Annotated in this window: 14 protein-coding genes; 2 read left to right on the top strand and 12 right to left on the bottom strand. The window is 32.8% G+C overall.

Going from position 1 to position 15,072, the window contains the following annotated elements; genetic code table 11:
* Positions 1 to 27: 27 nt before the first annotated feature.
* Positions 28 to 1,104 carry a spore coat protein CotH gene (gene cotH, locus LCF45_RS10055; protein WP_050000246.1) on the bottom strand — a complete coding sequence of 359 codons (1,077 nt, stop codon included), beginning with the start codon at positions 1,102 to 1,104 and terminating at the stop codon, positions 28 to 30.
* Between the two features lie 181 nt (positions 1,105 to 1,285).
* On the opposite strand from cotH, the gene exsB reads away from it, so the two are divergent.
* Positions 1,286 to 1,894, top strand: a complete 609-nt coding sequence (gene exsB / locus LCF45_RS10050) for an exosporium protein ExsB (RefSeq protein ID WP_002031474.1) — start codon at positions 1,286 to 1,288, stop codon at positions 1,892 to 1,894.
* A 46-nt stretch (positions 1,895 to 1,940) separates the two neighbouring features.
* Here the strand turns inward: exsB and LCF45_RS10045 are convergent, their stop codons facing one another.
* The 6 genes from LCF45_RS10045 to LCF45_RS10020 all read right to left on the bottom strand — a co-directional run bounded on the left by LCF45_RS10045 (position 1,941) and on the right by LCF45_RS10020 (position 6,955).
* Complete coding sequence (locus LCF45_RS10045; protein WP_002012438.1) at positions 1,941 to 2,552, bottom strand: phosphoserine phosphatase 1; 612 nt, start codon at positions 2,550 to 2,552, stop codon at positions 1,941 to 1,943.
* A 13-nt stretch (positions 2,553 to 2,565) separates the two neighbouring features.
* Positions 2,566 to 3,111, bottom strand: coding sequence for a short-chain dehydrogenase (locus LCF45_RS10040; protein ID WP_016126797.1), 546 nt, complete (start codon positions 3,109 to 3,111; stop codon positions 2,566 to 2,568).
* Between the two features lie 12 nt (positions 3,112 to 3,123).
* On the bottom strand, positions 3,124 to 3,540 hold the full coding sequence (gene fosB / locus LCF45_RS10035; protein WP_002148565.1) for a FosBx1 family fosfomycin resistance bacillithiol transferase: 417 nt from the start codon (positions 3,538 to 3,540) through the stop codon (positions 3,124 to 3,126).
* A gap of 59 nt (positions 3,541 to 3,599) precedes the next feature.
* A complete protein-coding gene (locus LCF45_RS10030; RefSeq protein ID WP_002126994.1) occupies positions 3,600 to 5,261 on the bottom strand; it encodes a peptide ABC transporter substrate-binding protein in 1,662 nt (553 codons plus the stop codon).
* Positions 5,262 to 5,332: 71 nt separating this feature from the next.
* Positions 5,333 to 6,331 carry a DUF2628 domain-containing protein gene (locus LCF45_RS10025; RefSeq protein ID WP_002126993.1) on the bottom strand — a complete coding sequence of 333 codons (999 nt, stop codon included), beginning with the start codon at positions 6,329 to 6,331 and terminating at the stop codon, positions 5,333 to 5,335.
* Between the two features lie 165 nt (positions 6,332 to 6,496).
* Positions 6,497 to 6,955, bottom strand: a complete 459-nt coding sequence (locus LCF45_RS10020) for a methylated-DNA--[protein]-cysteine S-methyltransferase (RefSeq protein WP_002126991.1) — start codon at positions 6,953 to 6,955, stop codon at positions 6,497 to 6,499.
* Positions 6,956 to 7,089: 134 nt separating this feature from the next.
* On the opposite strand from LCF45_RS10020, the gene namA reads away from it, so the two are divergent.
* Complete coding sequence (namA, locus tag LCF45_RS10015) at positions 7,090 to 8,127, top strand: NADPH dehydrogenase NamA (protein ID WP_078203198.1); 1,038 nt, start codon at positions 7,090 to 7,092, stop codon at positions 8,125 to 8,127.
* Positions 8,128 to 8,951: 824 nt separating this feature from the next.
* On the opposite strand, the gene LCF45_RS10010 is transcribed toward namA, so the two are convergent.
* The 5 genes from LCF45_RS10010 to LCF45_RS09990 form a co-directional block, all read right to left on the bottom strand.
* Positions 8,952 to 9,974, bottom strand: a complete 1,023-nt coding sequence (locus tag LCF45_RS10010) for a sensor histidine kinase (protein WP_078203197.1) — start codon at positions 9,972 to 9,974, stop codon at positions 8,952 to 8,954.
* The gene (locus LCF45_RS10005) at positions 9,971 to 10,642 is read right to left on the bottom strand and encodes a response regulator transcription factor (RefSeq protein ID WP_000720522.1); all 672 of its coding nucleotides are present in this window, start codon (positions 10,640 to 10,642) and stop codon (positions 9,971 to 9,973) included. Before LCF45_RS10005 ends, LCF45_RS10010 begins: the two co-directional genes overlap by 4 nt.
* An 81-nt stretch (positions 10,643 to 10,723) precedes the next feature.
* On the bottom strand, positions 10,724 to 12,712 hold the full coding sequence (locus LCF45_RS10000) for an FtsX-like permease family protein (protein ID WP_078203196.1): 1,989 nt from the start codon (positions 12,710 to 12,712) through the stop codon (positions 10,724 to 10,726).
* Positions 12,702 to 13,469, bottom strand: coding sequence for an ABC transporter ATP-binding protein (locus LCF45_RS09995; protein WP_001244390.1), 768 nt, complete (start codon positions 13,467 to 13,469; stop codon positions 12,702 to 12,704). Before LCF45_RS09995 ends, LCF45_RS10000 begins: the two co-directional genes overlap by 11 nt.
* Positions 13,470 to 14,021: 552 nt before the next feature.
* The gene (locus LCF45_RS09990) at positions 14,022 to 14,744 is read right to left on the bottom strand and encodes an MFS transporter (RefSeq protein ID WP_231348501.1); all 723 of its coding nucleotides are present in this window, start codon (positions 14,742 to 14,744) and stop codon (positions 14,022 to 14,024) included.
* Positions 14,745 to 15,072 lie beyond the last annotated feature (328 nt).

The raw sequence follows: 15,072 nt of genomic DNA, 5'->3' as shown, positions 1-15,072 counted from the left end.
TTGATAATGTTCCAATCTCTTTCAAAATTAATCCAATTCATGTAAGTGGTCTTGTATATACTTCCTTCTTTTATTTATATATTCATCAATCATATCAGCTTCTTGATCAAATGTTTCTAATTTTCCTTTCATATATGGATCTTGTAGTAAATATGGACGAATCGATTCACACAAACCTTCTACTTTCGGCATCATAAACGAAACGGTAAATTGTTCTTCTAATATTTCTTCCAAAATACTTCGATATTGTTTTCTAAAAACAGGTATATCTAACAATCTTGCACTTAACGTATTATACCCTTGAATCCGAATGTACTCATGATTAAGCGGTCTCCCTTGTACATCCCGCCCCCAAGTCGCATCGTAATCCCACGGTATCACTTCAAATAAATTTGTTTCATCATTATGATACAGTGCATAGTTATGAACAAAACCATCAAAGTTTTGAGTCAAAATAACTCCCGCTAACCAACGTAAATATTTATCAACATTAAGGTATTTTCCGATCCCTTTTTCATACTCATCCCTCGATAGTGTATTTGCTTGAAAAACGAATTCACTAAGTTGCTCTTCACTATTTTCATTCGAACATTTAAATTCATACCCTGCAAAAAGCTCAGTTTTAACATCTTTATCTCTCTCGCTCATTAGAGAAAAATTTGCGTCATCATCTATCGCATAATAAATAGAACCACTCGGCAACCCTCTACTTTTTAAAAAGTTTTCATCAACCGATTCTAACTGTAAATATACACCTTGGGTTTGACCATTTATTTTTATAAACACATGCTGTGACTTCGGTGAAAGTACCCCAATATCATTAAAAAAGTCTAATGATAATTTGTTACGAATAAGGGATGGATCCATAAATTCAGAGTTTAAATGAAATTCCTTCACACCTAGAAATTTTTTCGGTTTATAAAACTGAACATGATATGACTTTTTCTCAAACTCACGAATATGAGCACCCCGATAAACGATATCAATATCATACTTCTTTTTTCCATATGTTAACTTTGCTGGCACTGGACTATCTGACCAAATGTCTTTTTTCATTTCCACTAAGTACATTGGATGAATAAAAAATTCATATGAAGGTAGCATATATTCTCATCCCTTCTCTATTCTCTTCATTCAATGTATGCGCCTTGTCTTGTCCATACATCCGCTATCATCTATTTATATAAAATTACACTCTTGTCTTGTTCAGAAAGAAACCTAATCTCATATCATGTTAAGGAAAAAGAATACTTGTTCAATTTAATACACGATAAGGAGGATTTCTATGAAACGTGACATTAGAAAAGCTGTTGAAGAAATCAAAAGTGCTGGGATGGAGGATTTCTTACACCAAGATCCAAGTACTTTTGATTGCGATGATGATCATCATAAATGTACAACAGGGTGTAAATGTACAACAGGGCGTAAATGTACAACAGGGCGTAAATGTACAACAGGGCGTAAATGTCCAAGAACAAGATGTACTCGCGTGAAACATTGTACTTTCGTTACAAAATGTACTCATGTAAAAAAATGGACTTTTGTTACAAAATGTACTCGTGTACGCGTTCAAAAATGGACTTTCGTTACAAAGGTTACTCGCAGAAAAGAATGCGTTATAGTTACAAAACGTACTCGCGTGAAAAAATGTACTTTCGTTACAAAATGCGTTCGCTTTGAAAAGAAATGTTTCTGGACAAAACGATGTTTCTGTAAAAAATGTGTATTTTTCCCTCATAGCCATCATGGTTCTTGTGATGATTCGTGGGATCATGGTAAGGACTGTCATGATGATGGGCACAAATGGGACGATTGCAAAGATAGCAGACACAAGTCTTCTTCTTGCAAGAATAAGAAATTCGATCACTTCTGGTATAAAAAACGTAATTGCTAGTTTTTTATGTCCACCAAAAAAGGCCGCATTGCGGCCTTTTTTACGTTTACTGAAAATGACTTATATCTGCAAATTGTTTTACTTTACCACGGTTTTCATCAAATTCAATCACACTAAGACTCGCGCTATGCATAAATGGCTCTTCCCATACATGTTCAATTTCAAAACCTGCAAAATGCCCTACGAGTAATTTCGCTGCTGCAGCATGAGTAACTATTAAAATATTTTCTCCTTTATGCTTTTCTAAAAGAAAGTGTATCCCTTCAATTACTCTTTTATGAACGGCCGCAAAGTTTTCCCCTGATGTTGACTGAAAAAGATGTGGTTCATTCCAAAATAAATGTACTTCTTCTGGATATTGCATTTCCAAGTCAGCAATTGTTTGCCCTTCCCATATCCCCATGTTTATTTCATAGAAACGTTCATCTTCTATAATTGGAAGATCGCGTTCCCCTTTAATCAATTCAGCAGTATGAAGCGTTCTTTCGCTTGGACTACTATATATGGCATGGAGTGGTAAATCCTTCATACGCTCCCCTAATTGTTTCGCTTGTATCATACCATTCTCTGTTAATGCTGAATTTTTCCGTCCTTGCATCCGCCCTGCTACATTCCATTCTGTTTCACCGTGCCTTGTTACATATACCGTTGTCTTCATTTCACATGCCCCCTTACCATTTTGGCCGCGATTCCCACGGCTCTACTCTCCCTACAATCCATTCTGTGCATTTACTTTCAATTCCTTTTATAACTCCGTCAGCAATCTCTTCATGAGTAAGCCATCTTGCATATGTATCTTCTAAAATAAACCCTAATATAATTCTATAATAACTACATAATGTCCCACCTATTTTTTGTGACTTCGTACGCGATGCACTACTACCTAATATATGAAATAAACTATACTTTTCCGATGACAATTCAACTTCATTACAAATGAGTCGTAATGCATGCTTAGCACTCGAATGTACCCATGCAACTACTAATATAATTGGACCATTCTGTTCAATTGTATTTGTAATAGATCGCTTTAGACCATCGTCATTTTGATAATCTAAAGGAAGACATGTAATATTTTCTGGTGCCGAACTAGCTTGCTTAACATTTTCTAATTTCACTTCATCTCGTCCAATAACAGACACACGAAATCCTTGATCACAAAGCCACATAGAAACTTTCTTTAACATTCCTGTTCCACCAATTACAAGTGCATGCAACTTCTTCCCCCCTTAGTAAAATGTCATATGAGGTTTTTCTTCCCTATAATAATTTAGACGGTCTTGTAACGTCCCTGAATGAAACTCAAATTTATGACCATCAGGATCAACAAAATATATAGACTCACAATCTCTCACATCACGCTCTCTTCCTTGTAAAATATGAACTTTATTTTCTTCTAATCGCTGCAGTAAGCGTTCAAAGTCTTCTTGTTCAACAGAAAATGCGAGGTGCGTATAAGATTGATGAATCTCCTTTCTTGGAATATGTGCCTCTTCGTTCAGTGCTATCCATACTCCACATATATTGAAATATGCAAGTTTTCTCCCTTTAACTAATAGTTCTCCTTCTAGCACTCTTTCATAAAACATAATAGCGTTTTCTAAATTTGATACTGAAAAACAAAGATGATTGATTCCTTTCAACACTCCACGTTCCTCCCTAAACAAATAAAAGATGAGCGAAAATTCACTCATCTTTTATTATACTATTTCTTTGTAATATATGCCCATTTATAACTAAAGTCGCCACCGAACGTATGGTTAGCAATACCATTTACATACGTCTTCTCTAAGTAAGCTGTACTTTGTTGGTACGTAGGAGAGATTGCAGCATCTTGACCAATTAAGATTTTTTCAGCTTCTGCAAGTGCTTTCCAGCGTGCTGCGTCATCTTTTAGTAGTTCTCCTTTTGATTTTGCTACTAAATCATCGTACTTCGGATTTGAATAATCCATTTCATTAAATGAGCTTCCAGTAACGAACATATCAATATATGTCATTGGGTCTGGATAATCTGGACTCCATGCAGATAATGAGAATTCATATTCAAATTTCTTTTCTAAATCTAACTTCTGCTTATATGGTTGTTGCTTCAAATTCACTTTAATACCAGGTAAGTTTTTCTCTAATTCTTCTTTAATAAAGTCGCCCACTTTTTTACGACTACCGTTATCATCATTTAGTAATTCTACTGTAATTGTATCTTGACCAAGTTCTTTCTTCGCTTCTTCCCACAGTTTTTTTGCTTTCGCAGCATTATCTTTACTGTCACGGAAATTTTTATTTACAGTACGGAAGTCTTTTCCATCTGGTCCTGTCGTAAACTTTTCAGGTACTAAGAAATACGCTGGCAATGATCCATCATTCAAAATTACATCCGCAATTCCTTTTTTATCGTACGCTAAATCAATCGCCTCACGAACCTTTTGATTTTTAAACGTTGCATTTTTTTGATTAAAACGTAGGAAATACATACGTGGGTCTAGCTTCGTTTTAAATTCATCTGGTTTATTCTTTTTATATTTGTCTACAAACTCAGAACTTAAAATGACACGGTCTGCTTGATCACTATCATATAAATTTACCCCAGTACTTGTCTCTTTTACTATACCCACATTAATTTCTTGTAATTTTACAGCATCTTTATCCCAATAATTTGGGTTTTTCTTTAACTGGTAACTTTGTTCATGTTTCCATTCACTCATTGTAAATGGTCCATTGTACAATAATTTATCTGCTTCTAATCCGTATTTATCCCCTTGTCCTTTTACATACTTTTCATTTAATGGGAAGAATGTAGGGAACGAAGTAAGCTCAAGGAAATAAGGTGCTGGTTGCTCTAATTCTACTACCAACGTTTTATCATCCTTCGCTTTAACACCTAATTGATCCGACGGTACTTCTCCTTTATTTACTTTCTGTGCATTTTTCACATCAAATAAAATAAATGCATATTCTGCTGCTATTGCTTTATCTAATGTACGTTGCCATGCATATACAAAATCTTGTGCTCGAACTGGATCACCATTTGACCATTTTGCATCACGTAATTCAAATGTATATGTCTTTTTATCTTCACTAATCTTCACGTCTTTGGCCATACCTGGAGTTGGTTTATTATCTTTATCTAGACGATATAATCCTTCCATTGCATTTACAAATACACGGAAAGATACAGAATCTGTTGATTTAGATGTATCCATTGAAGGAATTTCAGCTGTTTCTAGCAAATTTAAAACTTGTTTATCTGCCATTCCCTTACTTGATTCTTTCTTCGTTGTCGAAGCCTTCTCCCCATTCCCACATCCCGCAACCAGTACACTAGCCGATAATGCAACTGCAGCAATCGTTGTTACCTTTCTCTTCATTCTTCCTTCCCCCAATCTATATGTATAAGTTAAAACTTGTATAATATATTTTATTATACAAAAAATTCTGATTATTTTAAATATTTATTTTCATAAAAAGAAAAAAAGCGGTCAGAAATTGCTTTCCCTCCGCTTTGTTGAATAGCATTTACTTGTAAGCCATCCTCTATATCAAATGGATTTTGAACTTTAAATATTTCCTCCATTATCTTCAAAAACTCTTCTTCATTTTTAGATTCACCGTTAATCGTAAGTGAATATGGTTCCACTTCTCCCAATTTATAATCAACAATAAATTGAATTGTCACCTTTTTCCTTGGCATCTCAGGACTCTCCCCCTGAAATTCTACTAATTCTAATCCTTCCGTTCCCCGATAGTATATCCATCCTGAATTTTGAAAATAATTTTCGAACGATTCACCAATTGAAAAGACTGGATATTCATAAAGCGAGCTTGTACGAACTTTTTGAATAATATCCCGATCAGTTGGGAAAAAGAAATGACTAAACAAAATACTAGCAACTGCTAAAATAGTAACGATTGTTGCTCCCATTTTACTCGTTCCACCACTATCACGGATGAGATAATTTTCAACCGATTCATCTTTAATTCCCCGTGCTTTTATTCGATATATACGCCTTTCTGCAAATTGATAAAATAATCCATTTGCAAAAATCCCCATCCCAAATAGAATGAAAACGAGTAATAAAAACGTGAGAGGCACCATATTAATGATTGGCAATGCTACGTTGAACCCCATATAATAAGAAAATGCATCACATGCTACTAATAACAGTATAAATAAAGCAGCAGGTACGTAATACTTACGATATCCAAGCCAACCTACATTAAAAATAGCAGCCAGACCATTCCAGCTCCACCTAGCAATTCGCTTATTCTCAAGCTCCCATTTTCTTTTGTAATATGGATATTGTCTCCCTACATATACTTCTAATTCTTTGTCTATTAGCGAGCTTTCTTCACCTTGTTCATTATGCAAGTTTCGTTGACAATTTGCACAATTCAGCTGATCATTAATACAAGGTCGCCCACAATTTATACATTTCAAAACAATCCCTCTTTCCATCCATACTTCATTGTGAACTACCCACCACTTAGTATCTCTTACGAGCTTACCCCGAAGTGGGGGCTTCTCGGTTCATCGTTACTTTTGATAGCTAACGCATTTGTCTTAGGACAGCCGAGCTAACTCCCTCGTTCCAAAGGTTGTTTCTTACGATTTATTTAAAATACCTTCATGTTTCAATAACCACTCTTTCCTCCATAAACCACCCGCATACCCAACAAGTTTTCCACTCTTTCCTATTACACGATGGCATGGAACGATAATTGAAATTGGATTCCGGCTATTTGCCCCTCCTATCGCTCGTACAGCTTTCGTATTCCCAACCTTCTCTGCAATATCTAAATATGAAGCACTTACGCCATATGGTACGGTGTAAAGTGCTTCCCATACATTCTTTTGGAATGGTGTTCCTTCAGCAGACAATGGAACTGTAAACTCTTTTCTTTTTCCTTCAAAGTATTCATCTAATTCATTTATACATTGTTCAACAAGTTCATTTTTATGTTCTTCTTTTCTTTCTTCAACAAATATAACAGACGTAATTCCTTCTTCGTTCGCTGTAATTTCTAACAAACCTAATTCACTATCATAATAAGCCTGGTACATATGTCATCCTCCAATTCATTACATATTATTTATTGTAACACGAATAGACGAAATTTTTCGTATAAGCGTTTTATTAGGGAAACAAAAAAGAGGATGATACAATGTAAGAAAATTCAATCAAGGGGGGATATTTGATGGAGTTTCAACTCTTTTCACCTTATACAATTAAGGACGTTACGCTAAAAAACCGGATCATTATGTCACCTATGTGCATGTATTCATCAGAAAATGAGGATGGCCAAGTAACTAATTTTCATCTCGTCCATTATGGAACCAGGGCTGCTGGCCAAGTAGGTTTAGTTATGATTGAAGCAACAGCTGTGTTACCTGAAGGACGAATTTCTAACAAAGACTTAGGCATTTGGGATGATAATCTAATTGAAGGCTTACATAAAACGACAACATTTATACATAATAACGGTGCAAAAGCAGCCATTCAACTCGCTCACGCCGGAAGAAAGGCTGAATTAGAAACAGATGCTTTCGCTCCCTCAGCAATTCCGTTTAACGATAGAATGAAAATACCAGTAGAAATGAATAAACAGCAGATTAAAGAAACTGTTTCTGCTTTTCAAAAAGCAGCTTTACGCTCTAAACGAGCGGGGGTTGACGTTATTGAATTACATGGTGCTCACGGTTATCTTATTAATGAATTTCTTTCTCCGCTTTCCAATAAGCGGACTGATGAATACGGGGGCTCACCTGAAAATCGCTATCGTTTCTTACGCGAAATCATCGATGCTGTAAATGAAGTTTGGAACGGACCGTTATTTGTTCGTATTTCAGCAAATGATTATCATCCTGACGGGTTAACAGTTCAAGATTATGTGCAGTATACAGGATGGATGAAAGAACAAGGGGTAGATTTAATCGATTGTAGCTCTGGTGCAGTTGTCCCAGCTCATATTGATGTATATCCAGGTTATCAAGTGCAATATGCCAAACACATTAAAGAGAATGCTAACATTGCAACAGGTGCAGTTGGATTAATTACGACTGGATTACAAGCAGAGCAAATTTTAAATAATAACGAAGCAGATTTAATTTTTATCGGACGCGAGTTACTTCGTAATCCATACTTCCCAAGAATAGCCGCCAATGAACTTGGCTTTGAATTAAAAGAACCATATCAATACGGGCGAGCACCCGGAAAAATTAAAACTAATAAATAAAACCGAGAAGAATATGTAATACTGAATCTAAAATAATTAAAGATATATAAGATATATAAGATATACTACACGACAACACATGTTGTTTAACAATGTAGTTTTAAGGTGTATCAACACTTTGCTTGATACACCTATTTTTTATGTTTTTATCACTCATTTATCACTACATTCATTAAGTCAACAAATATGTTATATCCTTTCTTTTAAAGCTGCCCTCTTTACTTTAAGTACAATACTTCACAATTTTTTTCACCTAAATAAATTCAATCTCTTAAAAGTGTTATCCATGTAAAAGATGCCACCTTATTAAAGAAAAGCGCTTTATAGTGGAATAATAAAATAGAGAAATAGAAACAACTTAGGTTATTTCCCTTCAAGTAACGCAACCGTTGTAGCTTAAAAATAAAGTTTGATTAAATTAGACCTTAAAAAATTGAAATTAATACATAATAAAACAACACTTGAAATTATTCATACTTGCTTTAATTGTAATATACGTTTGGACACAATTTAGACACAAAATATCCAATTCCTTGTACGCTAAGGGATCGGATATTTATTTTACTGTTTTATATAGTGTACAATTTCTCGCTTACGAGGTCTGTGTAGCAACCGAACCAAATCTTACGTTAAGTATTAGTGGACATCATAAATAGTAATGACTAATCCAGATTAACACCCATCCGATTCACAATTAAATATACCAATATGTTAAATGGCTAAATAATACAAACGGTATGAAGATAATTTCTACTCTTTTCATACCGTTTTAAATTTGTTTATAAGTTTCATACTAAATTCGTGGAAAGATGGCAGCATCTCTTTTATAAACAAGGCTCAAAAGTTACCATACCTGACAACGGAAATATTAATGTAACTCTAGTTCCTTTATTCACTTCAGATTCAATGCCAATTTTCATTCCTAATTTTGAGCACAGTTTTTCGCATAGGTACAAACCCATTCCTGTACTTTTGCTAAATCTCCTTCCATTCTCTCCAGTAAATCCTTTTTCAAAAACTCTATTTATATCTTTAGTTATTATCCCTACTCCATTATCCTCTATAGTTAGTATTACTGAGTTAGCTTTCTTAATTGAGTATATACGTATCATTTGTTCCTTGTTATTTGAGTACTTTATGGAATTTCCTAATATTTGATTAACAATAAATTCAACCCATTTTTTATCACTATATACGATTTCATTAATATTTTTCATATCTAATTTTATTCTCTTATGAATAAAATCTCTATAATTTCTTTTAATTACAGTTCTTACTACATCATCAAGGTTGATTGGTTTTATAATATAGTCCTTACCGACATTATTGCTTCGAGAATAATACAGCACCTGTTCTACAAACCCTTCGATTCGATCCAATTGTGAGTCTATTTTATTAGTTACTTCATTTTGATTATTTTCAATTATTAGCTTTGTAGAAGCTATCGGCGTCTTAATTTCATGTACCCATGTTTCTATATATTCCCTATAATCCGTTTGCATATCGCTATAATATTTTACATTTTCATGCATATCTCTACTTACTTCTTTCAGTATAGCGTTAAGCTTTTCCCCATGTATAAAGTTTGCTTCCTTTACTACCTCTGGAAGTAAGTATTTTTTCTCCAAGTTTTCTAATATGCTGTTAATCTCATTATAATAATTTTTACATCTTATAATTTCTATAGCCATATATGAAATTAATGGAAAAAACCAAATACAAAAGACAAAAAATATGATAATGAACGGAATGTGCGCAGTCAGCAATATACCTGCTAGTATGATATATACCAGTACATTTGATAGTATTACTACTATTTTATCTTTAATAAATTCACCTATATTCATGGCATTATATACCCTAAGCTTCTTCTTGTTGCAATTGGATTTTCTATACCTATCTCTTCAAGCTTTTTTCTTAATCTATTTATATTAACAGTTAAGGTGCTATCATCCACAAAATAATCAGATTTCCATAAAGTTTCTATGAGTGAATCTCTTTTTACAATATTTCCGCGATTATTTATTAAGCATGAGAGTATTTTAACTTCATTTTTAGTTAATTCTACAGACTTGTCTTGATAAGTAACTGTTGCATTTGAAAGATTTAAATTAAAGTCTCTATAAACTAAGATATGATTCGTCTTGAAATCTCCAGTTGTTCTTCTTAAAATGTTTGTTACTCTTGCTAATAGTATTTCTGTATTATACGGCTTTGTTATAAAATCGTCTGCTCCTAAATTCATACTTATTAGTTCATCTACATCACTATCTCTGCTTGTAACCATGAAGATTGGAACATCTGAAGTTTTACGTATTTCTCTGCATATATAATAGCCATCAAACACAGGAAGATTTATGTCTAGTAATATAAGGTCTGCATTCTCACTTTCTATATATTCGATAATATGATTAAAATCTGTGGGAGCCTTTACTTCATATCCATACTTTATAAAAAAATGTTGTAATTCTTCTCTGATGATTTCATCATCTTCAATCAGAATGATTTTTTTCATGACTTTTCCCTCCCTATACAGAATATAAGACTATTACATCTTAAGAAACAAGGTGTAATAGCCTTAATGAGCATTATAAAATCAAGTATTACTTTTTACAATATTTTTATAACCGACATATGTCGTGTAGAAATATATTACATAAACTACAAGAAATACTAAGCCAGTCATCAATGCTGGTAAAGTAATGTCTACTTGTTGAAATGCGTTAATAAAATCATTAACTACATAAATTCCAACTGCAGAATGAATTAAAGCAAGAAAAACTGGAAGACTGAAGTATACGAAAGTTTGAATGAAAATCGCTTTGTCGATCATTGTTCCGTTTGAACCAATTCTCTTCAAAGATTTATATCGATCTATGCTATCACTGGCTTCTGATAATTGTTGAAGAGCTAATACAGCCATACTCGTTATTAAAAATACAATACCTATATATATCCCAATAAACAGTACGATAGTTTTCATTCCCTTAATTTCTGCACAAACTTCATCCTTTGATTTGCCTGCTATACGATTAATATTTAATTTCGGGCCATTTTCGTCATGAAAGCTCCGTGCAACGTTATCATATTTTTTATTATACTCTTCTCTATTTCCATCTAAATAATTTACATTAAGTACGGATTCAATAATTTTGTAGTCTGATAAAAAATCATCATTTATAACGATTTTGAAGAAATAAGGTTGCGTATCAGAAGTGTAAAGACTCTCTTGTATAACTTTATCGTATTTTACCAGATATTCTTTTTCTTTAATATTCACCTTATTGCTATTTTTTAATCTTTCATTTATCGAATTAAGCAACCGCTTATCATTTGATAAAAGTAAAACTTCATTGTTATTTAAAGTGATTTCCTTTTCACCTTTAAGATTTAAAATTTTATTATAATCAGATAATTTAATGAAATCCATACCGCTTTTCTTATAATCTTTACGTACTTCCGGTACTAAGTCCCCCACTTCCATTCCTGTTGGATATACATTATAAGATACATATTTTTCGTTATTACTTATTTTAAAATTAGCTTTATTTAATACGTCTTCTATAGTGTAACTTTCATCCTTATTCTCCAACGTAATACTGGCATCAAATGGTGTTACTTCTTTCGTTGTTGCGTCCATCATTCTGTTAAAGCTGATTCCTGTAGATAGAGCCACCATTGTAAGAAATAACATTAAACAGATTACAGACATGGATATAAAATTTGTATTAACCTTACTATTTATTTGTTTGATGATAAATATATTTAAACCTTTAAAATAGATTTTTTTATTCTTCTTTACAACATATAATATAAATCCAGATAAACTAAAGAAAAACAGCAATGTACCTAATATGCCAAGTATGATTGATACCATGAGCATAGGATTATTATAATTCAATCCGATTTTTAGTACAGTCACATATGCATATCCAAGTGATGCTACACACATAATAAATATGATTACATAGATAAGAGGATTTCTAAATTTTACATCTTCGTTTTTTTTACCTGCTGTTAACAAATCAATTATTTTGTATTTAGAAACAACATATACATTAAATAACATAACAAGTAAAAACATGATTCCAAAGTATAATACACTTTTACCTATAGCACCTGTTGAAATTGCAAATTTATATTTATTGATGGGCAAGTCAAATAGCTTTAATGCAAATGTAGATAACCCCTGCGATACTCCAATACCTATTATAAGTCCACTCACTAAAGATATAACGCCAACTAGAAATGTCTCTATTACTAATATTCTGGATATGTTTCTTCTTCCCATACCCAAAGTCATGTATATTCCTAATTCTTTTTTACGTTTTTTAATTAAAAAATTATTTGCATACAATATTAAACCACCTAATATTACAGATACAAATACTGACACATTTGAGATAGCGTTCATTACTGTAGGCACATACTTTCTATCTGAAGCGTTAATTTCCATAAGTGCCTTTTGTGATTCTATTGAGTTAAAGCTATAAAATATACAAACAGCCAGTGTTAGTGTTAAGAAATATATTGCATAATCTTTAAAACTTTTCTTTACATTCCCAATAGCAATCTTAGAGTACATTATTATCGTCACCTCCAAGAAGGGTTATAACTTCGATAATTTTAGTAAAGAATTCTTTTCTGGAATCATTCCCTCTTACCAACTCGATAAATATTTTTCCATCTTTAATAAAAAGAATTCTACGAGCATAGCTTGCTGTAAATGCATCATGAGTAACCATAAGTATTGTAGCTTTTAAATCCTTATTTAGACTTTCAAATCTTTCGAGTAATAATCTAGCTGATTTAGAATCTAACGATCCTGTTGGTTCATCTGCAAGTACTAAAGATGGATCTGTTACGATAGCTCTTGCCGAACCAACCCTTTGTTTTTGTCCGCCTGACATTTGATAAGGGTATTTGCTTAATACTTGTTCAATGTCTAAATATTTTGCAACTGCTTGTATTTTCCCATCAATTTTTGAACTTTTCTCACCTTTTATTGTTAACGCTAGGGCAATATTTTCATAAGCAGTAAGGGTATCTAATAAATTAAAGTCCTGAAATATAAACCCTAATTCATTTTTTCTAAACTTATCTAGTGACTTTGATTTTAACCGAGTAATGTCACTATTATTTATCATTATTTTTCCCGTAGTAACATTATCAATAGTTGATATACAGTTAAGTAATGTAGTTTTGCCACTTCCTGAAGGCCCCATTATCCCAACAAATTCTCCCTCATCTACCTTAAAACTAATATTATCTATAGCCTTTGTTACATTATCTTTATTACCATAATATTTTTCAATTTTTTCTACATTTAATATATTTCGCATTAATACTTCTCCTTTTTCATTATAAAAATTCTCTAACTCTCATTCATTTATGTAATTCATTTTATATAATTTCATTTATAGTATCGATGGAATTACATTTCATTAACATTACATTTTTGTTATATTGAGTGATACCTCTACATGTAAGTTATCAGAAATCGCGATGGTATAAGTAAGGATTATTCGATGCCTTACCAAAGAGGCAGATAAATGTAGGGGTATCGGTTCTGGTGCAAAAACGATAAGACTTATGTAATTATAGGTAATAAAAAGCTCTAAATTTTCTATGTTACATAGAAAATCTAGAGTTTTCATTCCAAATATTGATTAAACATACTTTATCTACGTTTTACAACCATATTAGAGAAAGAACTTTACTAATAATAAAATATCATTAATTTTCTCCCAAAAAAACATTTTAGATCAAAGGACCAATTATCCATTTCTAATCTAACCTAATCTTAAAGTTCAAATTTTATTTAGAAACCCCCATCTTTTTTTGCTTTTTAAGCATAATCCCAATCCTAAACCAATTACCGCAACCACAATTGATTATAAGAAAGTGTCATTGTTCCCAGCAATAAAGGCATCTATTGAAATTGTTTTTTTCAGCTTTTGAATCGCATCAGCTGACATTCCGATCATCTCAGATTTATGTTCTTTTAACATTTCTGTACCATGAAACTGTGTACGATTCGATATCAACGTGACAATAAGACTTGAAGTTATTGCTCCAACTGTTTGCCCTAACGTACTGTTCATCGCAGTACCATGTGATACTTCTTCTTGCTTTAATGCATTGAGTGCATTTGTTTGAAGAGACATTTGAACCATCCCCACGCCAATTAAACGAATAGCATACGTTAAACAAATAACCCACGAAGCGGTTTCTAGTCCTAGATTCCCTAAAATTACAGATGCCACAATCATTAAAGGAAAACCGATTAGGATAAGTGGACGAATTCCAAAACAATCAAATAACTTACCGTTAATTGGTGCTAATAATCCCATAATCATCGCACCTGGAAGCATAATTAATCCTGATTTTAATGCTGTCATGCCTTGAATGTTCTGCAAAAATAACGGTACAGAAATCATCACCGAATACATTGCAAAGATAGTTGTAATTAGCACGAAAATAGATAATGTATATTTAGGGTTTAGGAAGATCTTAAAGTTTAAAATTGGTTTTTCTAAGAAGTTTTGACGAATGACAAAAGCTGCAATTCCTAAAACCCCTGCAATTAAACTAACAATAACTACTGTGGAATCCAAGCCTTCTTTACCCGTAGCACTAAAATACCCGAACCAGAACAAAAGCATGAATTACTAAACTATCTAGAATGGGCAGAAAAAACGAAGGGATTTTACGGGGAAAAAGGTTTTAATTTGGAAGTAATGAAAATAAAAAAAACCATAAAAATGGTTTAGAGTGTGATTACGAAAAACGAAGGATTACCTCCTTCGAACTAGGTAAAAAAGCAATAGACGCCCTTCTTGCGGAGGGCAAAGAAGTTACCTTGCACAATGTATCTAAAAAGACAAAAGAACTCGATGAACAAGGCCAAGGGATTCATTTTAATACTATAAGAAATCATGAAAA

It is taken from the genome of Bacillus sp. 41-22 (assembly GCF_025809295.1).
Taxonomy (GTDB): Bacteria; Bacillota; Bacilli; order Bacillales; family Bacillaceae_G; genus Bacillus_A; species Bacillus_A mycoides.
Note: the sequence above shows the minus strand (reverse complement) of the source record. Positions and strands in the feature narration are given on the sequence as shown.

Coding starts and splice junctions, on each gene's coding strand:
- namA (WP_078203198.1), top strand. CDS start 7,090: ATGGAGTTTCAACTCTTTTCACCTTATACAATTAAGGACGTTACGCTA.
- LCF45_RS10045 (WP_002012438.1), bottom strand. CDS start 2,552: ATGAAGACAACGGTATATGTAACAAGGCACGGTGAAACAGAATGGAAT.
- LCF45_RS10000 (WP_078203196.1), bottom strand. CDS start 12,712: ATGTACTCTAAGATTGCTATTGGGAATGTAAAGAAAAGTTTTAAAGAT.
- LCF45_RS10010 (WP_078203197.1), bottom strand. CDS start 9,974: ATGAATATAGGTGAATTTATTAAAGATAAAATAGTAGTAATACTATCA.
- LCF45_RS09995 (WP_001244390.1), bottom strand. CDS start 13,469: ATGCGAAATATATTAAATGTAGAAAAAATTGAAAAATATTATGGTAAT.
- exsB (WP_002031474.1), top strand. CDS start 1,286: ATGAAACGTGACATTAGAAAAGCTGTTGAAGAAATCAAAAGTGCTGGG.
- LCF45_RS10030 (WP_002126994.1), bottom strand. CDS start 5,261: ATGAAGAGAAAGGTAACAACGATTGCTGCAGTTGCATTATCGGCTAGT.
- LCF45_RS10005 (WP_000720522.1), bottom strand. CDS start 10,642: ATGAAAAAAATCATTCTGATTGAAGATGATGAAATCATCAGAGAAGAA.
- cotH (WP_050000246.1), bottom strand. CDS start 1,104: ATGCTACCTTCATATGAATTTTTTATTCATCCAATGTACTTAGTGGAA.
- LCF45_RS10020 (WP_002126991.1), bottom strand. CDS start 6,955: ATGTACCAGGCTTATTATGATAGTGAATTAGGTTTGTTAGAAATTACA.